Annotated in this window: 16 protein-coding genes and 1 pseudogene; 9 read left to right on the forward strand and 8 right to left on the reverse strand. The window is 62.2% G+C overall.

The window, feature by feature from the left end:
* Nucleotides 1-348 precede the first annotated feature (348 nt).
* Nucleotides 349-951, forward strand: coding sequence for a transglutaminase-like cysteine peptidase (locus ING15_RS18645; RefSeq protein ID WP_206456354.1), 603 nt, complete (start codon nt 349-351; stop codon nt 949-951).
* Nucleotides 952-1,186: 235 nt separating this feature from the next.
* On the opposite strand, the gene ING15_RS18650 is transcribed toward ING15_RS18645, so the two are convergent.
* The 3 genes from ING15_RS18650 to ING15_RS18660 all read right to left on the reverse strand — a co-directional run bounded on the left by ING15_RS18650 (nt 1,187) and on the right by ING15_RS18660 (nt 3,243).
* On the reverse strand, nt 1,187-1,396 hold the full coding sequence (locus ING15_RS18650; protein WP_206456355.1) for a DUF3126 family protein: 210 nt from the start codon (nt 1,394-1,396) through the stop codon (nt 1,187-1,189).
* 70 nt (nt 1,397-1,466) lie between these two features.
* On the reverse strand, nt 1,467-2,291 hold the full coding sequence (cysE, locus tag ING15_RS18655; RefSeq protein ID WP_206456356.1) for a serine O-acetyltransferase: 825 nt from the start codon (nt 2,289-2,291) through the stop codon (nt 1,467-1,469).
* Between the two features lie 193 nt (nt 2,292-2,484).
* Complete coding sequence (locus ING15_RS18660) at nt 2,485-3,243, reverse strand: alpha/beta fold hydrolase (protein ID WP_206456357.1); 759 nt, start codon at nt 3,241-3,243, stop codon at nt 2,485-2,487.
* 156 nt (nt 3,244-3,399) lie between these two features.
* Here ING15_RS18660 and ING15_RS18665 point away from each other — a divergent pair, with 156 nt between their 5' ends.
* From ING15_RS18665 to ING15_RS18675, 3 genes are all read left to right on the forward strand, one after another.
* A complete protein-coding gene (locus ING15_RS18665; RefSeq protein ID WP_206456358.1) occupies nt 3,400-3,645 on the forward strand; it encodes a zinc-finger domain-containing protein in 246 nt (81 codons plus the stop codon).
* A gap of 10 nt (nt 3,646-3,655) precedes the next feature.
* The gene (locus ING15_RS18670; RefSeq protein WP_206456359.1) at nt 3,656-4,840 is read left to right on the forward strand and encodes an FAD-dependent monooxygenase; all 1,185 of its coding nucleotides are present in this window, start codon (nt 3,656-3,658) and stop codon (nt 4,838-4,840) included.
* 163 nt (nt 4,841-5,003) lie between these two features.
* The gene (locus tag ING15_RS18675; RefSeq protein ID WP_232845879.1) at nt 5,004-6,965 is read left to right on the forward strand and encodes an OmpA family protein; all 1,962 of its coding nucleotides are present in this window, start codon (nt 5,004-5,006) and stop codon (nt 6,963-6,965) included.
* A gap of 257 nt (nt 6,966-7,222) precedes the next feature.
* On the opposite strand, the gene ING15_RS18680 is transcribed toward ING15_RS18675, so the two are convergent.
* From ING15_RS18680 to ING15_RS18700, 5 genes are all read right to left on the reverse strand, one after another.
* On the reverse strand, nt 7,223-8,419 hold the full coding sequence (locus ING15_RS18680) for an AI-2E family transporter (protein WP_408628713.1): 1,197 nt from the start codon (nt 8,417-8,419) through the stop codon (nt 7,223-7,225).
* 137 nt (nt 8,420-8,556) lie between these two features.
* Complete coding sequence (locus tag ING15_RS18685; protein WP_269812767.1) at nt 8,557-9,345, reverse strand: amino acid ABC transporter ATP-binding protein; 789 nt, start codon at nt 9,343-9,345, stop codon at nt 8,557-8,559.
* Nucleotides 9,346-9,356: 11 nt separating this feature from the next.
* Nucleotides 9,357-10,835, reverse strand: a complete 1,479-nt coding sequence (locus ING15_RS18690; protein WP_206456360.1) for an amino acid ABC transporter permease — start codon at nt 10,833-10,835, stop codon at nt 9,357-9,359.
* Between the two features lie 18 nt (nt 10,836-10,853).
* Nucleotides 10,854-12,044, reverse strand: a complete 1,191-nt coding sequence (locus ING15_RS18695) for an amino acid ABC transporter permease (RefSeq protein WP_206456361.1) — start codon at nt 12,042-12,044, stop codon at nt 10,854-10,856.
* A 110-nt stretch (nt 12,045-12,154) separates the two neighbouring features.
* Nucleotides 12,155-13,174, reverse strand: a complete 1,020-nt coding sequence (locus ING15_RS18700; protein ID WP_206456367.1) for an amino acid ABC transporter substrate-binding protein — start codon at nt 13,172-13,174, stop codon at nt 12,155-12,157.
* 215 nt (nt 13,175-13,389) lie between these two features.
* Here ING15_RS18700 and metC point away from each other — a divergent pair, with 215 nt between their 5' ends.
* From metC to ING15_RS18720, 5 genes and pseudogenes are all read left to right on the forward strand, one after another.
* Entirely contained in the window at nt 13,390-14,574 is a 1,185-nt protein-coding gene (metC, locus tag ING15_RS18705) for a cystathionine beta-lyase (protein WP_206456362.1), read from the forward strand.
* A gap of 78 nt (nt 14,575-14,652) precedes the next feature.
* On the forward strand, nt 14,653-15,411 hold the full coding sequence (locus ING15_RS18710; RefSeq protein WP_232845881.1) for an IS5 family transposase: 759 nt from the start codon (nt 14,653-14,655) through the stop codon (nt 15,409-15,411).
* Between the two features lie 75 nt (nt 15,412-15,486).
* Nucleotides 15,487-15,639: a hypothetical protein gene (locus ING15_RS19650; protein WP_232845882.1), complete on the forward strand. Its 153-nt coding sequence runs from the start codon at nt 15,487-15,489 to the stop codon at nt 15,637-15,639.
* Between the two features lie 937 nt (nt 15,640-16,576).
* Nucleotides 16,577-17,187: pseudogene (locus ING15_RS18715) on the forward strand (transposase); the annotation flags it as partial.
* 141 nt (nt 17,188-17,328) lie between these two features.
* Nucleotides 17,329-18,873, forward strand: a complete 1,545-nt coding sequence (locus ING15_RS18720) for a multicopper oxidase family protein (protein WP_206456363.1) — start codon at nt 17,329-17,331, stop codon at nt 18,871-18,873.
* Nucleotides 18,874-18,962 lie beyond the last annotated feature (89 nt).

Here is an 18,962-nt window from a genome sequence, read left to right on the forward strand (position 1 = left end):
TGGGACCTCGGCCACCTGCGGCGCACGACGTGACAAGCGGCGTAGAGGCTCGACCCCGTCCAATCCGCGTCCCTGGCGCTGCCAGGCCGCGCCTCGGCTGTCCTGACCTCGTCCGATCATAGGTTGCGTCGATCTTTGGGTTTCTCGCTCCACCGGCACCAACGGGAGCGCCCGTTATGGTTGACGAACTCCCACTGCAACGCCGAAATTCATCGTGAAAAATTTCACGTGGCTTAAAGTATATTTCATCGGTAAAGTTGATAAAATTTGATACAATTTACGTAACTACATTTTGTGTAGAAGTAAAACTGATGTGACATTCTCCCTGAACAAACGGGGAGTAAGAACATGTCAAAAGTCATCAGCAAGATGGTGATCGGCCTTGGGTTCCTGGCGGCGACCTTTGCCGCAACGTCGGCCTCCGCCCAATCCTCCGCCATGATCACCACGGGGATCACATCGCAGCCGATCGGACACTACGAATTCTGCAAGCGCTATCCGGGCACCTGTCAGCCAAACGCCTCGGTCGGCGTGGTGAGCCTGACCCGCGCGATGTGGTCGAAACTCGTCGAGGTCAACAACGCCGTCAATTCGTCCATCTTCCCGCGCACGGACCAGGAAATGTACGGTGTCCCGGAAGTCTGGTCATATCCGACGGTACAGGGCGACTGCGAGGACTACGTGCTGTTGAAGCAATACATGCTCCAGCGCGAGGGGCTTCCCGCCTCGGCGCTGCTGATCACTGTGCTGCGCCAGTCGAACGGCGAAGGCCACGCGGTTTTGACGGTCCGCACCGATCAAGGCGACTACGTCCTCGATAATCTCGATGATCGCGTACTTGCTTGGAGCGATACGGATTACGAATATTTGAAGCGTCAGTCGGAACGCGATGCCGGGAAATGGCTCGCCATCGCCGACGACCGAAACATTCTGGTCGGCAGCGTCCGCTGAACTCGGCGTCCGCCGTGCGCTGGAGCAATGGGTAGGTGCGGGAGAATGTTCCAGCCGCTTTTGTCGGTCTTCAAATCCCGGTGGGTTCTCTGACAGGCTGCTCAGGCTTTCCCCGTCCATGCCTGAACAGTCCAGGAGCCGGCCATGCTGGAAGGGCCGGCCCCGCTATTCGCGAGCACCGATACGTCCCTCACCATGAGAGACGAGCCAGCAAACTCATCTGGAGGCCGTCGCCCTATTCGAGGTCGATGTCGAGGATCGTCATGGTGAAGTGATACGACAGTTCACCCTCCTCCGTATCCTTCGCCAGCAGCCCGACGAACTCACCGTTGAGATACACCTCGGCGGAATCGGCGCTGCGCGGAAGCGCGCGAACCTCGAGATCCGCTCCTTTGAAGCTTTTTCTCAGATAGGCTTCGAGCTTGCGTATTTCGTCGGGCTTCACATCGTTCTCCTGGACCAATCTCGAACGGCTGTAGCTAGGCTTCCGCTCGGAAATTCAATGCTTCGATGCATCAATCGGTGCGATCGAAGCTCTGATCCATGGCACGACCCGGCTCGTCGCAATCGCTCGTCGTCCCGATCACCCGTGCCGGAACACCGGCCACGGTCGTATGCGGCGGAACCGGCTTGAGGACGACCGATCCGGACGCGATTTTTGAGCATTTGCCGACGGTGATATTGCCGAGGATCTTGGCGCCTGCCCCGATCAGGACGCCGTAGCCGATCTTTGGATGGCGATCGCCGAACTCTTTGCCGGTTCCCCCAAGGGTGACGTTCTGTAGAATCGAGACGTTGTCGCCAACGACCGCCGTAAAGCCGATGACCAGCCCGGTGGCGTGATCGAGAAAAATCCCTCTGCCCATCCGGGACGCCGGATGAATGTCCGTCTGGAATACTGCTGACGAACGCGCCTGGAGATAGAGCGCGAAATCGCGTCGCCCCTCGTTCCACAGCCAGTGCGCGAGCCGGTGCGTCTGAATCGCGTGAAACCCTTTGAAATACAGCAGCGGCTCGATGTAGCGCTCGCAAGCCGGGTCACGATCGAACACCGCCTGGATGTCGGTTCGCAACGTCGCGCTGAAATCCGCGTCGGATTCCAGCATGTCCGCGAAGGCCTGCGCGATGATGATCGCCGGCATATCCGGGTGATCCAGCCGCTGCGACACGCGGTGGATCAGCGCCGCCTCGAGGCTGCGCTGGTTAAGAATGGTAGCGTAGATGAAGCAGGAGAGAACCGGTTCGCGGTCCGCGACCTCACTTGCTTCTGCGCGAACCTTTGCCCAGATCGGATCGACCGCCTGGATCTTGTCCTGGGTCTGCGGACTGCTCTTGCTCATGGCGCTCTCCCGGAACGGAGTTTGGGAAACTTCTATGGTTCCCAGATTTGAGTACAGATAGGCGAGTTGCCGCCCAAGGAAAAGTCGGGGGCGCGGCACGATTCGTTGAAGCGATCGTCAGCGTGTTTGCGAAAGCCTTGATCGCGACCCCGGCCCCAGGGCCGGCATCGGCCAATACCGCCTGGACAGGGGGTCAGGCGTCTTCGCTCAGAAAGCGCAGCACCTCGGCCTTGAAACGACGATCGCCGACGGACTGCATATGGTCGCGGTCCTCGATGGCGAGCACCCGCGCATTCGACATCAGCGCCGCCAACCGATGCGGAGAGCCAGCGATCTCGTCCGTCGTGCCGACCCCGATCAGCACCGGCTGGCTAATTCGGCCGACCTCGGCGTCGGTCAGCTCCTCTCGGGAGGTCGAGATGCAGGCGGCCAGCGCCTCCCTGTCGCTCCTTGTCCTGTCGGCAAAAGCGCGGAACATGCGTCCGCGCGGATCTTTGACCTCCTCCAGCGAAGGGGCCCGCAGCGCCGCGGCGATCGGATCCCAGTCGCCGACGCCATCGACAAGCCCAGAACCGAGTCCCCCGAAAATGACGCGCTCGAAGCGCGCCGGGGCGGCAAGCGATGCGAATGCGGCGACCCGCGCCCCCATGGAATAGCCGAACACCGTCGTCCGGGGGATGCCGAGATGGTCGAGCAGCGCCACCGCATCGCCAGCCATGTTTTGGGGCGTATAGGCCGCCTCCTGTGTTGGTTTGGCGCTTTGGCCATGACCGCGATGATCGAAGGCGACGGCTCGATAGCCAGCGTCGGTCAGCGTCTTGACCCACCCGGTATCTACCCAGTTGACCCGCGTCGACGATGCGAAGCCGTGCAGGAGCATGACGCTTGGAGCATCGCGGTCGCCCGCATCGAGAAAGGCGAGTTCAAGACCGTCGCTGATGAAATGATCCATGATGGGGCGCAGCCTCGCTTTCGTGTCCCGTTTGGCGGCGTGAAGTCCGCGGACGTTTGGATAAGCACCAAGCGGCGTCTTCGCCACCCCTGTTCATTCCCTTCCGCCGACACTATGGTCCGCGACGTTGCGAACCATAGCCGAGAGTGAGCCGCGATGGCCGGACACGTGATTCCCCATTTTCAGAACGACGCCGGTTACGACACGATTGAGGTCGGAGTGACCGAGTTCATGTGCTGCGGCGCCAATCCGCCACACGATCATCCCCATGTCTATCTCGACATGGGCGACGAGGGCGAGATCGTCTGCGGCTATTGCTCGACGCTCTACCGGCTGAACGCCGCGCTGAAATCCACGGAAACCAGTCCGGCCGGTTGCGCCCTTGGGGAACAGGCCGCTTAGGGCCCTGTCCATGGTCGACCTGACGCGGCCAATCACCATCATCGGGGCGGGAATGGGCGGACTGACGGCGGCGCTGGCGCTTGCGGACCGCGGTTTTTCCGTTGAGATATTCGAACGCGCGGAGCAAATGCGGGAAGTTGGTGCCGGTCTCCAGCTTTCCCCGAATGCGCTGCGAGTTCTCGGCGGGCTCGGGCTCATGGATGCCTTGCTCGTACATGGCACGCGCGCTCAGGACGTAATCCTGCGCCGGGCGTTCACCGGTCGGCGGATCGCTTCGATCCCGGTCGTTGCCAACGACGGCATGCCATATGTGTCGATCCACCGCGCCGACCTTCAGACCGTTCTCCTGCGTGCCGTCGACCGTTCCCCCGCGATCACACTTCGTCTAGGGGCCTCGCTCCAAGCGCTGACCCCGGCACGTAGCGGCCTCGATCTCTGGTTCACCGGCAGCGAGGCTAGGCACAGGCATCACGCCAGTCTGGTGGTCGGGGCCGACGGCGTACACTCGTCGATCGCGCGCCGGCTGGGACTTGCGGCGGCCACATCTGCCGGCACGATCGCCTGGCGCGGCTGCGTGAGCCGCGCCACCGGCGATGACGTGACACCTGGCATCGAGGCGTGGCTCGGGCCCCGGCGTCACGCCATCGCCTATCCGATCTCCGGCGGGCGCGAGACGAACCTGGTACTCATCGAACCGATGAACCGAACAACCGAGGCCGACCCGACGGGGCTTGCACACCGCTTCCGCTCATGGGATCGGCGACTCACATCGATGATCGCGGCGGCCGGCGACATGACCGGCTGGCCTTTGAACGTAGTGCCGCCGACACGATCCTGGCGCCATCTCGATGATCGCCTCATTCTGATCGGCGACGCGGCCCATGCCATGCTCCCCTATGCCGCCCAGGGAGCGGGCATGGCCATCGAGGATGCCGCGGTGCTCGCCGACACTCTGGCGCGGGCCCCAACCCAAAGCGCCGCCTTGGCCCATTACGAGAGCGAGCGGAGGCCCCGCATCGCCCGGGTCCGGCGACGGGTGCTGTTCCACCGCCTGATCTATCATCTGCCTGCGCCCCTCAGCTTCGGTCGGAACACGGCGCTGGCCATCCGCTCCCCCGAGAGCCTCGGGAAGGACCTCGATTGGCTCTATGATTGGCGCCATCCAGTCCCATCCCGCGACGTCGGCGACGATTAGACGAAACTTCCAGACGTCTCAGACGTTGTCAGCCGTCTGGAGACGTTTCGCGTTGAGCTCAACCAGTGACCGCGGAAGCGCGCCGGGACGAGCAAAGAAGACATATGAGAACGTCAAGCCCTCCTCCGGATTGGCAAGGGACGATTTTCGAAAAGGTAATGACATGCCGAATTTCAAGAACACCGGCAGACTGGTCGGTGTAGCCGCGCTTGCCGCATCGACAGCGATGAGCGGCCCCCTGGCCGCTTACGCGCAGGACGCGGCGGCGTACCGGGTTGCCCAGGCGGAGACGACGCCCGTCGACCCGACCGCCTGCGATCCCGCGGCTGTGGCACCGGATCCGGCCGCGTGTGAACCGGCGCCTGCCGCCGAGGCTCCGGCCGAACCGGCGCCCGCCGAACCCGCTCCGGTCGATCCTGCTCCCGCCGCCGAGGCGCCGGCCGAGCCGGCGCCCGCCGAAGCGGCACCCGTGGAGACAGCCCCTGCCGAACCTGCTCCTGCACCGGCCGAACCCGCTCCCGCTGCCGAGACGCCAGCCGAACCCGTACCGGTCGAGCCAACACCTGCCGAGGCAACCACTGCAGACCCCGCTCCAGCACCGGTCGAACCTGCCCCCGCCGCCGAGGCGCCGGCCGAACCGGCGCCCGCCGAAGCGGCACCCGTGGAGACTGCCCCTGCCGAACCTGCTCCTGCACCGGCCGAGCCCGCTCCCGCTGCCGAGACTCCGGCCGAACCAGGGCCCGCCGAAGCGGCACCGGTCGGACCTACTCCCACCGAAGGAGCACCCGCAGAGGCAATTCCCACCGAGCCCACTCCCGCTGCTGAATCGCCGGCCGAACCGGCTCCCGCAGAGGCGGTGCCCGCGGAGCCTGCTGCGGCGCCAGTGGCCGAACAAGCACCCGCCGCGGCAGAGCCAACACCCGCGCCGGCCGCGGCCCCAGTCGAGGATCCCGAGCCCGTATCGGCCGATATCCAGGAAGCGCCTGTTCCCACAGGTGAAATCAGCGCAAGCGACGCGCGAGTCCAGCAGCTGAGTGAACCCGTCACGGTTCCCTCGATTACCGCCGAACAAGGCGAACGCATCGACGCGCCGGCCGATACCGCCTCGCAGACGACGGTCAACGACAACAGCACGACGAACAACAGCACCAGCACAACAACGAACAACACCACAGTGAACAATACGACCGTCGTGCAGGAGACGCGGACGGAGCTTCCGCCCGGCGCCGAAGTCGTCGAGCGCGTCGGCGATCGCGACATTCTGTCGATTGTTGGCGCCGGTGTCGCTGGCGCGGTGGTCGGCGGCGCCGCCGCTTACTTCATCCGCGGCAATGACGACGACCGTATCGCGGTCGACGCCGAGGAGCGCTATTATGAGCGTCTTTCCGGCGACCGGACTCGCCAGACCGTGGTCCGGCCGAACGGCATCCAGGTGGTGACGATCACCAACCGGTATGGCGACGTGATCCAGCGCTCCCGGATCCTGCCGGACGGTCGCGAGGTCGTTCTGTTCTACGACCCCTACCAGGATGCTGCCGAGCGCCCGGATTATTACTATGATCCGGCCGCCGATCTCGCTCCGGTCGTTCTGACCATTCCGGAAGACCAATACATCGTCGATGTGGCGGAACCGGACGAGGAACTGTACTATCGCACGATCGTCGCACCGCCGGTCGAGACGGTGGAGCGCATTTACTCGATCGACGAGGTCAGACGCTCTGAGCGCATTCGCGACAAGGTGCGCAGGATCGATCTCAATACGATCAACTTCGCATTCGGCTCCGCCGCGATCGAGCAAAGCGAAGTCGATGATTTGCAGGCACTGGCTGATGCAATCGCCCGTGTCATCAAGGAAAACCCGGCCGAGACCTTCCTGGTCGAGGGGCATACCGACGCAGTCGGCAGTGAAATCGCCAATCTGGCGCTGTCGGATCGGCGGGCGGAGGCTGTCGCCTCGGCGCTGTCCCAATACTTCGACGTACCGCCGGAGAACCTGATCACGCAGGGCTACGGCGAGCAGAATCTGAAGGTGAAGACGCAATCGGCGAACGCCGAGAACCGACGCGTGACGCTCCGGCGCATCACTGCGCTGGTGAAACCGGTGGCGACAAGCGCCAAGCGCTAATCAGTCACCTTTACATCCGAAACAAAGACCGGCGACCCTTCGGGCTGCCGGTCTTCCTGGAAAGTCAGTCAAGGGCGCCATGCACTCCGCGTCATACCGATCTGCGGTAACAGGAACCGGTGATGTCGCTAAGCGGGCTTGCCGACCAGCAGCGCGGCGCAGGTCGATGCGGCGCCTCGTCCCGCTCCTCTGAAGGCGTCGACGCCGAGACACCGGGATAGTCAGCCGAACGCGTCCCTTATCGCCGCCGATGGGTATCACTCGTCTTCGTCGACGTTTCGCTTCGTCTCGGCGGACAGAAAATCGCCAAAGGGCCCCAGCGGCTCCACGTAGCTGGCGAACACCTTGATGGCGACCATGACGGGAACCGCCAGAAACATGCCGACCACGCCCCAGATCCAACCCCAGAAGGCGACCGACAGGAAGACCGCAGCCGCGTTCATTTCCAACCGCCGGCCGACGATCGTCGGCGTCAGGAGCTGGCCTTCAACAGTCGTGCAGGCAAGATAGAGCAGCACCGGGACCAAAGCCTCGGACAGGCTGCCGAAGTCGGCGAGCGCGATCACCCCGACAATCATCATACCAAGCAGGGCGCCGATATACGGGATGAAGTTCAGCAGCATGGCGAGCGCGCCGAAGACCACGGGCGTCGGCATTCCGACCCACCACAACAGCGTTCCCACCGCGATCCCGAGACATGCGTTGATCACGGTGATGGTGAACAGATAGCGCGAGAGTTCTCGCTCGATGTCGTGCGCGATATGAAGCGCGCGCTTCTTGTCGGCCAGCGTCGGCATCGAACGCACAAGCTTTTGGTAGAACAGGTCGCCGGAGGCGAGAAGGAAAAACAGAAACACCAGCGTGAAACCAACCGACGCGAGCAATGTCGGGACGGCCGTCGTGGCGTTCTCCACCAGCCCCGGATTCTTCACGACCACTTCATCCGGTGCATTGGGACCGGCGCCCCCGGTGGCGTTCTTGGCGGTTTTCTCCATATTTTCCTGCGCCGATTGCAGACGCTCGAGACGGTTTTGGAGGGTGCGCAATTGCGCGTCCACCGCCGCGGCATAGCGCGGTGCATCGTTGACGATCTTCGAGATCGGATCACTCAGCATGTAGAAGCCGAATATCAGCGTCATCGTCGTGCCGATGACGAGGAAGAAGGCGGAGATCGGCTCCCAGATCTTGAGCCGCCTGCGCAAGAACCGCACCACCGGGCTCATCACAAGGGCGAAAAGCAGTGCGATGATGACCGGCAGGACAAAGCTTGCCGTCAAATATAACCCGCCAAACAGGAGGATGAAAAAAATTCCGATGATCGCCCATCGGGGGGCGGATTGGATGGTCTGTGGCTCGGCCAGTCCTATCGCCTTCGGGGGAGGCGCCGAGAGCGAATCCGCTCGATTATTGCTAGCTCGCTCGGACAAATCATCTCCCCCGCATGCGGAACGCACGGTAACGATACAGGAAGCCGAGGGTTCCGGGGGGATAATGACCACTCCACGACAAAAGCGATACGTTCCGCAAAGGACTCGCGCGGAAAATTTCCTGTATAATCAATCGGTTCGCGCAGCAGCGCCCGACGACCAGGTCAATGAAGGATCTGCGAGAGGAAGAGCTTGGTGCGCTCGTGTTGCGGATTGGTGAAGAACGGCTCCGGCTCGTTCTGCTCGACGATCTGGCCGGCGTCCATGAAGATCACACGATTGGCAACCTGGCGCGCAAAGCCCATTTCGTGGGTCACGCACAGCATCGTCATCCCCTCTTCGGCCAACCCCACCATCACATCGAGCACCTCCTTGATCATTTCCGGGTCGAGCGCCGAGGTCGGCTCGTCGAACAGCATGATCTTCGGGCTCATGCATAGCGATCGGGCGATAGCGACGCGCTGCTGCTGACCGCCCGAAAGCTGCCCGGGGTACTTGTGCGCCTGCTCCGGTATCTTCACCCGCGACAGGTAGTGCATGGCCACTTCTTCGGCCTTCTTCTTCGGCATCTTGCGCACCCAGATCGGGGCCAATGTGCAGTTTTCCAGGATCGTCAGATGCGGGAAGAGGTTGAAATGCTGGAACACCATTCCGACCTCGCGCCGCACCTCGTCGATCTTCTTGAGATCGTTGGTGAGTTCGATGCCGTCGACGACGATGGTGCCTTTCTGGTGCTCCTCCAGACGATTGATACAGCGGATCATCGTCGACTTGCCAGATCCCGACGGGCCGCAGACCACAATGCGCTCACCTGTGCGAACGGTCAGATTGATGTCACGAAGAACGTGGAACTCGCCGAACCACTTGTTGACGCCCAAGAGTTCGACCGCGATTTCATCGGAGACCTCCATCGGCGTCGTGGCCTGCGATTTGGTATTGGTATCGACAGCCATGATCTGATCCTTCAGCGTGAGTGTCCAGTATCCAGTCGCCGCTCGGTGTAGATCGAGTAGCGCGACATGGAAAAGCAGAACAGCCAATAAATGAATGCGGCGAAGACGAGACCGGTCGCCGGCGTGGAGGGTGTGATCCAGCTTGGGTCGTTGAAGCCACGGCGAACCGTCCCGAGAAGGTCGGCCAAGCCGATAATGTAGACCAGGCTGGTATCCTTGAAGAGCCCGATGAAGGTGTTGACGATACCGGGAATCACCAGCTTCAGAGCCTGCGGCAGGATGATCAGACGCATCTTCTGCCAGTAGGTCAGCGCCATGGCGTCGGCCCCCTCATACTGGCCTTTCGGTATTGCCTGCAGCCCCCCGCGGATCACTTCCGCCATATAGGCTGCCGAGAACAGCGCCACGCCCACGAGGGCCCGCAGGAGCTGATTGAAGCTGACGCCCTCGGGCAGAAACAGCGGCAGCATGAAATTTGCCATGAACAGGACGGTGATCAGCGGTACCCCGCGCCAGAACTCGATGAAGATGATCGAGAACAGCCGCACCGCTGGCATGTCCGAACGCCGGCCGAGCGCGAGTATGATGCCCAGCGGAAGCGAGGCGGCGATGCCGCTCAGCGCAACGACGAGGGTCAGCATCAAGCCCCCCCACAGATTGGTGGGGACTGGCCGCAAGCCGAAATTGGCGGTCATCGCGGACACGAAGAGAACGACCGCGGCAGCCGGCAGCAGCAGGCGGAGCCGGCTGATCTCATGCGAACGCAATCCGCCTGCCACGGCCAGTGCGATCGCGCTGAGGCTGGCCAGGAACGCAACGAGGGACAGCGACGAGAATCGCAGGTCGAGCAAGCTCACCGAGCCGCTGTCAACGACATTCGACAAGAACAGCGTCAGCAGGCCGAACAAAGCCAACCCGACGGCAATCTTCATCAGGTTGCCGAAACCGATCTCCGGGCGCGATGCCACATCGCTGATCGTGATGGCGGCGGCGATCAAAAGCAGCAGCGTCACCCCGCCACCGGAGAACGAGAACCGCCCCCCGGTGAGGAGGATCAGTGTCACCACCGGATAGACCGCGAACAGCAAAATCGCATTGATCCGCTTGAACGGAATGCGCGGTATGGCGATTCCGGCAACGAGCACGACCAGCATCACCACCGACACATCGATCCGCCAGCGCGCGCCGATCGGATAGACGCCATACATGAACTGGCTGAATTTCGCTCCGATGAAGGCCCAGCAGGCCCCCCCCTCCCCGAGGCAGGCTTCCCGGTCGCTTCCGGTGAAGGTGGCGTCGATCCAGGCCCAGTTGACGATGTTCCACGCGCCCCAGACGATGATCAGTCCCGCAAGGATGCTCAACATCGAATCGAGCGGCGTCGAGAAGAGGTTGCGGCGGGTCGTTCCGACGATGCCCGTCTCGCTTGGCGGCGGTGGCAGAGGCTGCTTCTGCTCGGTCGCGACGAAGCGGGCGACTTGTTCTTCCATGGTCCTACGCGCCCTTCATCAACGCTCGACGAGCGCCATTTTGGAGTTGAACCAGTTCATCAGCAGCGAAACCGAAATGCTGATTCCTAGATAGACCACCATCCAGATGACCACGACCTCGATCGACTGACCCGACTGATTGAGGACTGTCGAGCCGACCGCGACAAGCTCGGGATAGCCGATCGCCAGGCCGAGGGAGGAATTCTTGGTCAGATTGAGATATTGGCTGGTCAGCGGCGGGATGATCACCCGGAAGGCCTGGGGGACCACGACAAGACGCAGCAATTGCCCACGCTTCAGTCCAAGAGCGGCCGCCGCCTCGGTCTGCCCCTTGGAGACCGAGAGGATGCCGGCGCGCACGATCTCCGCGATGAAGGCGGCCGTGTAGATCGACAGCGCCAGCAACAGCGCGATGAATTCCGGCCGGATCTGGATGCCGCCGGCCAAGTTGAACCGGCTCGCCTCCGGAAACTCCAGAACCGCCGGAACCCCCGTCACCAGGAAAACCAGGATCGGCAGCCCGATGATCACCGCGATCGCGGGCCAGAGCAGCGGGCCGCGCTCGCCTGTGGCCATCTGCTTCTTCCGGTTGCGCCGGGCAAGCCACACGGTCGCCAAGATCCCGGCTAGCAACGCGGCCAGAGTTGCCCAGGCGAGTGGCTGGAAAAGGATACTCGGCGTCTGCAGGCCGCGATTGGTGAGATAGATTCCAAGAGGACTTTCCGCCAATCCGCGCGGTCCGCTCAAAACAGAAAGAACGCCGAAATACCAGAACAGGATGACCAGAAGTGGCGGAATATTGCGGAACGTCTCGACATAAAGGGTCGACAGCGTGCGAATGAGAAAATTGTGCGAAAGCCTCCCGATTCCGACAAGGAAGCCGATGATTGTGGCCACGACGATACCGCTCGCCGCGATGATCAGCGTGTTGGCGATGCCAACCAGAATCGCTTGCCCGTAGGTGGAGTTGCTGGAGTAGGTGATCGGCGTTTGGGCGATATCGAATCCAGATCGCGACTCCAGGAACCCGAAGCCGGATGCAATATTCGCGGCGGCGAGATTGCGTGCGGTGTTATCGATGATCCACCATGCGAAAGCCGCGAGACCGACGACCAGGAGGACCTGGATCACGATACTTCGGACGGTCGGATTGGTCAGAAGCGAGTCCCGGCCACGCTCACGTGGCAACGGATGGGTGTCGGCGGTCATTTCGGGTTCCCGGGCGTTGCATGAGATCAAACCGCGCTACCCGATGGGCTGCGAGGGTCAATACCGAAACGAACGGGCGCCGGAGGGCGCCCGTTCCCTGCTCAACATAATCAGCGGATCGGCATCCCGTACTGCAGACCGCCCTTGGTCCAGAGCGCATTCTGGCCACGCTGGATCTTGAGCGGCGTGTCGACACCGATGTTGCGCTCAAAGATCTCGCCGTAATTGCCGACGGCCTTGATGATGTTAACCACCCAATCCTGCGACACGCCGATCGACTCGCCGAAGTTCTTGTCCTTGCCGAGGAGGCGGCGGATTTCCGGATTTTCCGAATCCAACATCTCTTCAACATTCGCCTGAGTCACGCCAAGCTCTTCTGCGTTGAGCAGCGCGTAATGCGTCCACTTCACGACGTTGAGCCACTCTGTGTCGCCCTGGCGCACTGCGGGGCCAAGCGGCTCTTTCGAGACGATCTCCGGCAAAATCGAGTGATCGTCCGGATTGCCCATCTCAAGGCGCGAGGCGGCGAGACCCGACGCATCCGTCGTCAGAACGTCGCACCGGCCGCTGTCATAGGCCGAATTCACGTCGGACTGGGACTCGATGACGACCGGATTGTATTCCATGTTGTTGGTCCGGAAAAAGTCGGCGAGATTGAGCTCGGTCGTCGTACCGCTCTGCACGCAGACGGTCGCGCCGGACAGTTCCAGAGCCGAATTCACGTTGAGTTCATTCTTCACCATGAACCCTTGGCCGTCATAATAGTTGACGCCGGCGAAGGTGAGGCCGAGCGTCGTATCACGGTCCATGGTCCAAGTCGTATTGCGGGCGAGAACATCGACTTCGCTGTTCTGGAGAGCAGGAAAGCGCTGCACCGCCGACAGCGGCGAATACTGAACCTTACTGGGATCGCCGAACACAGCTGCGGCGATTGCCTTACAGTAGTCGACGTCGAGACCTTGCCATTCGCCCTGGTCGTTCTGCGAGGCAAAACCTGGAAGACCAGTATTGACGCCACACTTAAGAGCACCGCGATCCTTCACCGTCTGGAGAGTCTGCGCCGACGCGCCGCCGGCGGCCAGTCCCGCGATCGAGAGTCCGAGCACTGCGGTCAGAAGCTTCAATTTCATCAGGATACCTTCCAGGTTGAGTTTTGGGTATGACTTTGTTGGCGTACGAAGTACCGTATCCCAGGCGGCGCCTGACGCAGCCGGGAACAAAGCCCTCATATTGCAGGGTAATCACATGTGATAAAAATCCGCAGGTCAAGCAGCGAGCGCCTCTTTCTCGTCACTTTCCCCACTCGCCGATCGATCGCTTCGAGAACAATCAGAGAGTAGAATAATTGAGTAGTGAAGATTCGCCGCCGCCTCGACCACAGGCCGGTCCTAACACTCGCCTGGCCCATGGTCCCTACGATCCTCAGTCCCAGCACGGATTCGTCAACCCCCCAGTTGTTCACGGCTCGACCGTCCTTTTCACATCCACCGAGGCGCTCAAGAACAGGACACGCGCAACCTTCAGCTACGGGCTCTCGGGCACGCCGACCACCAAAGCTCTGGAAGACGCACTGAATGAATTGGAAGGGTCGGCCGGGACGATCCTTTTACCATCCGGTCTGGCCGCCGTCAGCATCCCGCTATTGGCTTTCCTATCCGCCGGAGACCACTGTCTCGTGGTCGATTCGGTATATACGCCGACGCGTCGCTTCTGCGACGGGACACTGACTCGCCTGGGCGTGGCCGTCGAGTACTACGATCCGGACATTGGCGGCGGCATCGCCGGGCTGATGCGACCGGAAACCAAGGTTGTCTTCCTCGAGGCGCCGGGATCGAATACGTTCGAGATCATGGACGTGCGGGCCGTCTGCGATGCGGCCCATGCCGGCGGGGCCGTCACCATGATGGACAACACCTGGGCGACTCCTCTCTTCTTCAAACCGCTTGATCACGGGGTCGATCTTTCGATTCACGCCCTGACGAAATATCCGGGCGGTCATTCCGACGTGATGATGGGCAGCGTATCCGCGACCGCGGCGACCTATGGTCGGCTCCGCGACACGCAGATGCAGATCGGTGTCAACGTAGCGCCTGACGACGTCTACCTCGTCCTGCGCGGCCTGAAGACCATGGGCATCCGGCTCGAACGCCATCAGGCTTCGGCGCTGGCCTTGGCCGAATGGCTGGAAAGCCGGGATGACGTGGCAAAGGTGCTCCATCCCGCCCTTCCCTCCTTTCCCGATCATGCGTTGTGGCGGCGTCAGTTCAGCGGCGCCAGCGGTCTGTTCGCTTTCGCATTGACGGGCGATGCGAGGCGTGCGGCGGCGTTCCTGGACGCGCTGCGGCTGTTCGGCCTCGGCTATTCCTGGGGCGGGCATGAGAGCCTCGCGGTTCCCATCGACCTCAGCGATCGCACGATCGCCAAGGGTCCGGGCGTCGGCGCGCTCATTCGACTACAAGTGGGATTGGAGGAGGTCGCAGATCTCAAGGCCGACCTGGAAACCGGGTTTGCGGCCGCCAATACGCTGTAAGGTGCGACTCGCGAAGTGCTGGCGAGTGACGATCCGAGTAGGGCCGCACCACATTTCGACGGGCCGAGAGTGTGATGCATGTCTCCGGGTGAGGCCTCAGATAAAAAGGATGATGGCGACCTTGCGATCGTGCCGTGGGAGGTTTTCCGCAAGCCGTTATCGAAGGCGTTGAAGCGCTCGGATGGGGCGAAGGGCGGCAGACGGCCCTACGACGCCGTGATGATGTTCAAGGTCCTGATTCTGCAGGCGCTCTACAATCTTTGCGACGATCAAACGGAATTCCAGATCCAGGACCGGCTGTCCTTCATGCGCTTTCTCGGTCTCGGGATTGCCGAGAAAGTGCCGGACGCCCAGACGATCTGGCTGTTCCGCGAGCATCTGGCCGAGGCCGGCGCGATCCGGAACCTGTTCGCCCGTTTCGACAAGCACCTGACCAAGACCGGTTACCTGGCGATGGGCGGACAAATTGTGGACGCGACCGTCGTCGCGGCGCCGAAGCAGCGCAATACCGAGGACGAGAAGACCGCGATCAAGGCCGGCGAGATCCCCGAGGCCAGGAAGGATCATCCGGCCAAGCTTCGCCAGAAGGATCGCGATGCCCGCTGGACGGTGAAGTTTTCGAAGGCCAATCCGGCGGCAGAGGGAAAGCCTCAGCACATCGACATTGCGGTGCCGGCCTTCGGTTACAAGGACCACGTCTCGATCGACCGCCGCTTCGGCTTCATCCGTGGTTGGTCGGCGACGAGCGCGTCAGCCTATGACGGGGCGCAGCTCTGCAACGTCCTCGATCGGTCGAACACCGGTTCGACGGTCTGGGCCGGTGGGACAGGCACGTGACTGTCGAACGCCTACCGGTCGGCCAAGAATGGCGACGTCTCGGACATCCACCGCAAGAAGCCGAAGGGGCGGCCGATGAGCGAGCGGATATCGCGGACCAATGGCCGGCGCTCGACGATCCGCTCGAAGGTCGAGCACGTCTTCGCCCGTCAGAAAGGGCCGATGCGCTTCTTCATCCGCACCATCGGCATCGTGCGCGCGCAGGTGAAGGCTTGTGCTCGGGCTTGACCCGAGTATGGGCATGGCGAACCTTGCCTACAATCTCACGCGTCTCGTCTGGCATCAGGGGCGAGGTGTGCCCGCATGACGTCAAAATCGTCACCAAGGACGCTATCCGGCGTCTCCTGAAGCCGGAAACGAATGAATCATCGGCTCGCACCATCGGCGAGGCTGCGTCAACGCTAGCGAAGCTCAACTCTTCGGTAGTTCGAGATGTCCAGTTGGAGTTCTCGACAGTGAACGCCGACTACCTGATTGGCAGACGAATCTGTGAAATATCGAACTTCTGACTGGGCGTCGCCTATCTCGCAACTACGGTTGTCTTGATTGCCGCCATAGTCGCCATCGTTTTATTCACCAAGACGCAGGCGCGATCGGACCATGAGGATTGATCGGCGGATTTCTTGTCATCCTCGGCACTGCTCTTCTTGCCATCCTCGGCACTACTCGGTGAGGCGAACCCGTAATTCGCCGCGACCTCTGGCATGGCCTGTGCTCCACCTCCCTGGGGCAGATATTCCGACTTGCTCACAGCGTCCTTGAGTCTAGCATCGGAAGGGTCAGCACGGTCCTCGAACACCGTCTGATATGGCAGATACGGCGCCGACGAGGGAGTTCGGCGGTCCCAACATGTACCGAACCGTCAGAGGCGATATTCGGAGAAGCAATCCCGTGCTGAATTCACCACAGGAGTTGATAGGAATTCTCTCGGACAGAATCCGGCCGGGAGTGTGAGAAAAAGATCGGTCGCGGCGGTCGTTCCGCCGACGAGACGGCCTTCGGAATGAATTACGCCCATTCATCAACGAGAAATTCGACGTTCGCACCCGACCAGCCGTTGGCAAAAGTCCGGTCGTGTCCGGCGTGGTGGTGTAGCTGAGTGGTCATCGAGGGTTCCGCGGTAGCGTCGAGTTGCTGACCACAACCGAGCCGATGGAAGAGCCCGATGCCCAAACCCATGATGGACCTGCGCAAGCAGGTCGAGAAGAGGGCCGACGCCGCCATTCCGCGCGACATGGTCGGCTTTATCGCCGAACGGCTGATGGAACTGGAGGTCGGCGTTGACCGCCTGCGGTTATGCGAGAAGAACGTCGAGCGCCTGGCCCAGCGCAACGGCTACCGCAACCGCGGTTGGCAGACCCGCGCCGGCAGCGTCGAACTGAGCATCCCGAAGCTGCGGACCGGTTCCTATTTCCCGTCTTTCCTTGAGCCCCGACGGGCCGTCGAGAGGCGCTCGCGGCCGTCATTCAAGAGGCCTGCCTGCATGGTGTATCGACGCGCTCCATGAATGATCTTGTCCAACCATTGGCACCGGTGTCAATCTCAGCCAGGTGTCGCGGCTTTGCAAGAACATCGACGAGCGGGTCGATGTCTTCCTCACCTGGCCGATCGAGGGTGAATGGGTCTATCTGTGGATCGACGCCGCCTACCTGAAAGTGCGCCAGGGCGGGCATCGTCTCGGTCGCGATTACCATCACCGTCGGGTTCAATCGCGACGGCCGCCGCGAAGTGCTCGGCATGGCCATCGGCCCTTCCCAAGCCGAGCCGTTCTGGACGCTGGAACCTGTGAAGGCGCTTGTCATTTAGTTCGCAAGACGAGCGTCGGATCGCGGGGGACGTTTCCGGCTCGGACCGCAATCGGGCTGTTGCTTTGCCCTGTTCGGCCTCCATGACCGCTCCAGACATGAGGACAATCCGATGATCACCCGCCGTTTCCTGCTTGCCGGAGCTGGGCTTGCCGGCGCCGCGGCGATCGCCGCGCCGGCTGTTCTGAGGTCGCCCAAACACGCCATGGCGACCGAACCTCAGCCGCTGCGCGTTCCTCCGCTCATCGACGCGCGCCAGCAGGACCAGTCGATCGCGCTGAACGTGGAAGCCGGGCAGACGGAGTTCTTCCCCGGTCGGGCGAGCGAGACCCTCGGTTACAATGGAAGCTATCTCGGCCCGACGCTGCGTCTTCATCGCGGTGACGACGTCGCCATGGCCGTGACGAACACCTTGAACGAAGATACCACACTCCACTGGCACGGGCTGGTCGTTCCAGGCGAGATCGACGGCAGCCCGCACCAGACGATCGGTCCGCGGAAGATCTGGAGTCCCGTGCTCCCGATCCGCCAGCCCGCCGCCACGCTATGGTATCATTCGCACGCGCTGCACCGCACCGCCGATCAGGTTTATGCGGGCCTCGCCGGCTTCCTGCTCATCGCCGACGAGGAGGAGCAAGCGCTCGGCCTGCCGTCCGACTATGGTGTGGATGATCTGCCGATCGTGGTTCAGGACCGGCAGTTTGAGAACGGCCAGTTGGTGATGCCCGACGGCATGATGGCGCTCATGCAGGGTCGCCGCGGCGACACGTTGCTGGCCAACGGGACGGTCAATCCATTCGCCCGGGTCGGAGCCGGCCTCATCCGGCTGAGGCTCCTGAACGGCGCCAACGCCCGTATCTTTCATTTTTCCTTCGATGATGACCGCTTCTTCCACTGGATCGCGAGCGACGGTGGACTGCTTGAACAGCCGGTCCCGCTGCGCTCGCTATCGCTCGCGCCCGGCCAGCGGGGCGAAATCTTGGTGGATTTCTCTGATCGTCGGGCAGTCACCCTGCAGACCGCGCCCGATACCAACGCCCCGATGATGATGGGAATGATGCAGCGCTTCGGCAATGCGACCGCCAACCTGCTGGGCACCGAGAAGCAGCCTGTCATCCACTTTCAGGTCGAAGGTGGCGGCCGCAACGCCGCCGTTCCCGACCGCCTAGCGTCGATGGAGCATTTGTCGCGCCAGGACGCGGTACGCGAGCGGCGGATGTCGTTGACGATGGGCATGGGCGGCATGATGGGTGGAGGCGGATCAGGCGGCATGATGGGCGGCGGCGGACCACGCGGCATGATGGGCGGTGGCGGACCACGCAGCATGATGGGCGCATTCGGAATCAATAACCGCCCCTTCGATATAGAGCGGATCAACGAGCAGGTGCGGCTGGGCGACGTCGAGATATGGGAAGTCGCCGGCGAGATGATGGCACATCCGTTCCACATGCACGGCGTCCAGTTCGAGGTGCTGAGCCGCAACGGGCGCGCGCCAGAGGCAGCCGATCAGGGGCTGCGCGACACCATCTTGGTCCGCGAACCGATCGAGCTCATCGTCCGCTTCACGCAGCCGGGCACACAAGCTCCCTTCATGTATCACTGCCACATTCTGGAGCACGAGGACAACGGCATGATGGGCCAGTTCCGGGTCCAGTGAACCGCAGCGAGAACAACAGCCACGGCTCGGCATTGCCTGGCCATACAGCTCGCCCGTGCCAACTTCGAAGCGACCGTGACGTGCGTCGA

Origin of the sequence: Aurantimonas marina, assembly GCF_017183135.1 — a bacterium.
In the GTDB taxonomy this organism is placed as follows: Bacteria; Pseudomonadota; Alphaproteobacteria; order Rhizobiales; family Rhizobiaceae; genus Aurantimonas; species Aurantimonas marina.

What these genes read in the sequence shown, in the direction of transcription:
- ING15_RS18720 (WP_206456363.1), top strand. Translation starts at nt 17,329, where the DNA reads ATGATCACCCGCCGTTTCCTGCTTGCCGGAGCTGGGCTTGCCGGCGCC.
- ING15_RS18675 (WP_232845879.1), top strand. Translation starts at nt 5,004, where the DNA reads ATGCCGAATTTCAAGAACACCGGCAGACTGGTCGGTGTAGCCGCGCTT.
- ING15_RS18645 (WP_206456354.1), top strand. Translation starts at nt 349, where the DNA reads ATGTCAAAAGTCATCAGCAAGATGGTGATCGGCCTTGGGTTCCTGGCG.
- ING15_RS18665 (WP_206456358.1), top strand. Translation starts at nt 3,400, where the DNA reads ATGGCCGGACACGTGATTCCCCATTTTCAGAACGACGCCGGTTACGAC.
- ING15_RS18695 (WP_206456361.1), bottom strand. Translation starts at nt 12,044, where the DNA reads ATGACCGCCGACACCCATCCGTTGCCACGTGAGCGTGGCCGGGACTCG.
- ING15_RS18710 (WP_232845881.1), top strand. Translation starts at nt 14,653, where the DNA reads ATGTCTCCGGGTGAGGCCTCAGATAAAAAGGATGATGGCGACCTTGCG.
- cysE (WP_206456356.1), bottom strand. Translation starts at nt 2,291, where the DNA reads ATGAGCAAGAGCAGTCCGCAGACCCAGGACAAGATCCAGGCGGTCGAT.
- ING15_RS18700 (WP_206456367.1), bottom strand. Translation starts at nt 13,174, where the DNA reads ATGAAATTGAAGCTTCTGACCGCAGTGCTCGGACTCTCGATCGCGGGA.
- ING15_RS18660 (WP_206456357.1), bottom strand. Translation starts at nt 3,243, where the DNA reads ATGGATCATTTCATCAGCGACGGTCTTGAACTCGCCTTTCTCGATGCG.
- ING15_RS18690 (WP_206456360.1), bottom strand. Translation starts at nt 10,835, where the DNA reads ATGGAAGAACAAGTCGCCCGCTTCGTCGCGACCGAGCAGAAGCAGCCT.
- ING15_RS18685 (WP_269812767.1), bottom strand. Translation starts at nt 9,345, where the DNA reads ATGGCTGTCGATACCAATACCAAATCGCAGGCCACGACGCCGATGGAG.
- ING15_RS18670 (WP_206456359.1), top strand. Translation starts at nt 3,656, where the DNA reads ATGGTCGACCTGACGCGGCCAATCACCATCATCGGGGCGGGAATGGGC.
- ING15_RS19650 (WP_232845882.1), top strand. Translation starts at nt 15,487, where the DNA reads ATGAGCGAGCGGATATCGCGGACCAATGGCCGGCGCTCGACGATCCGC.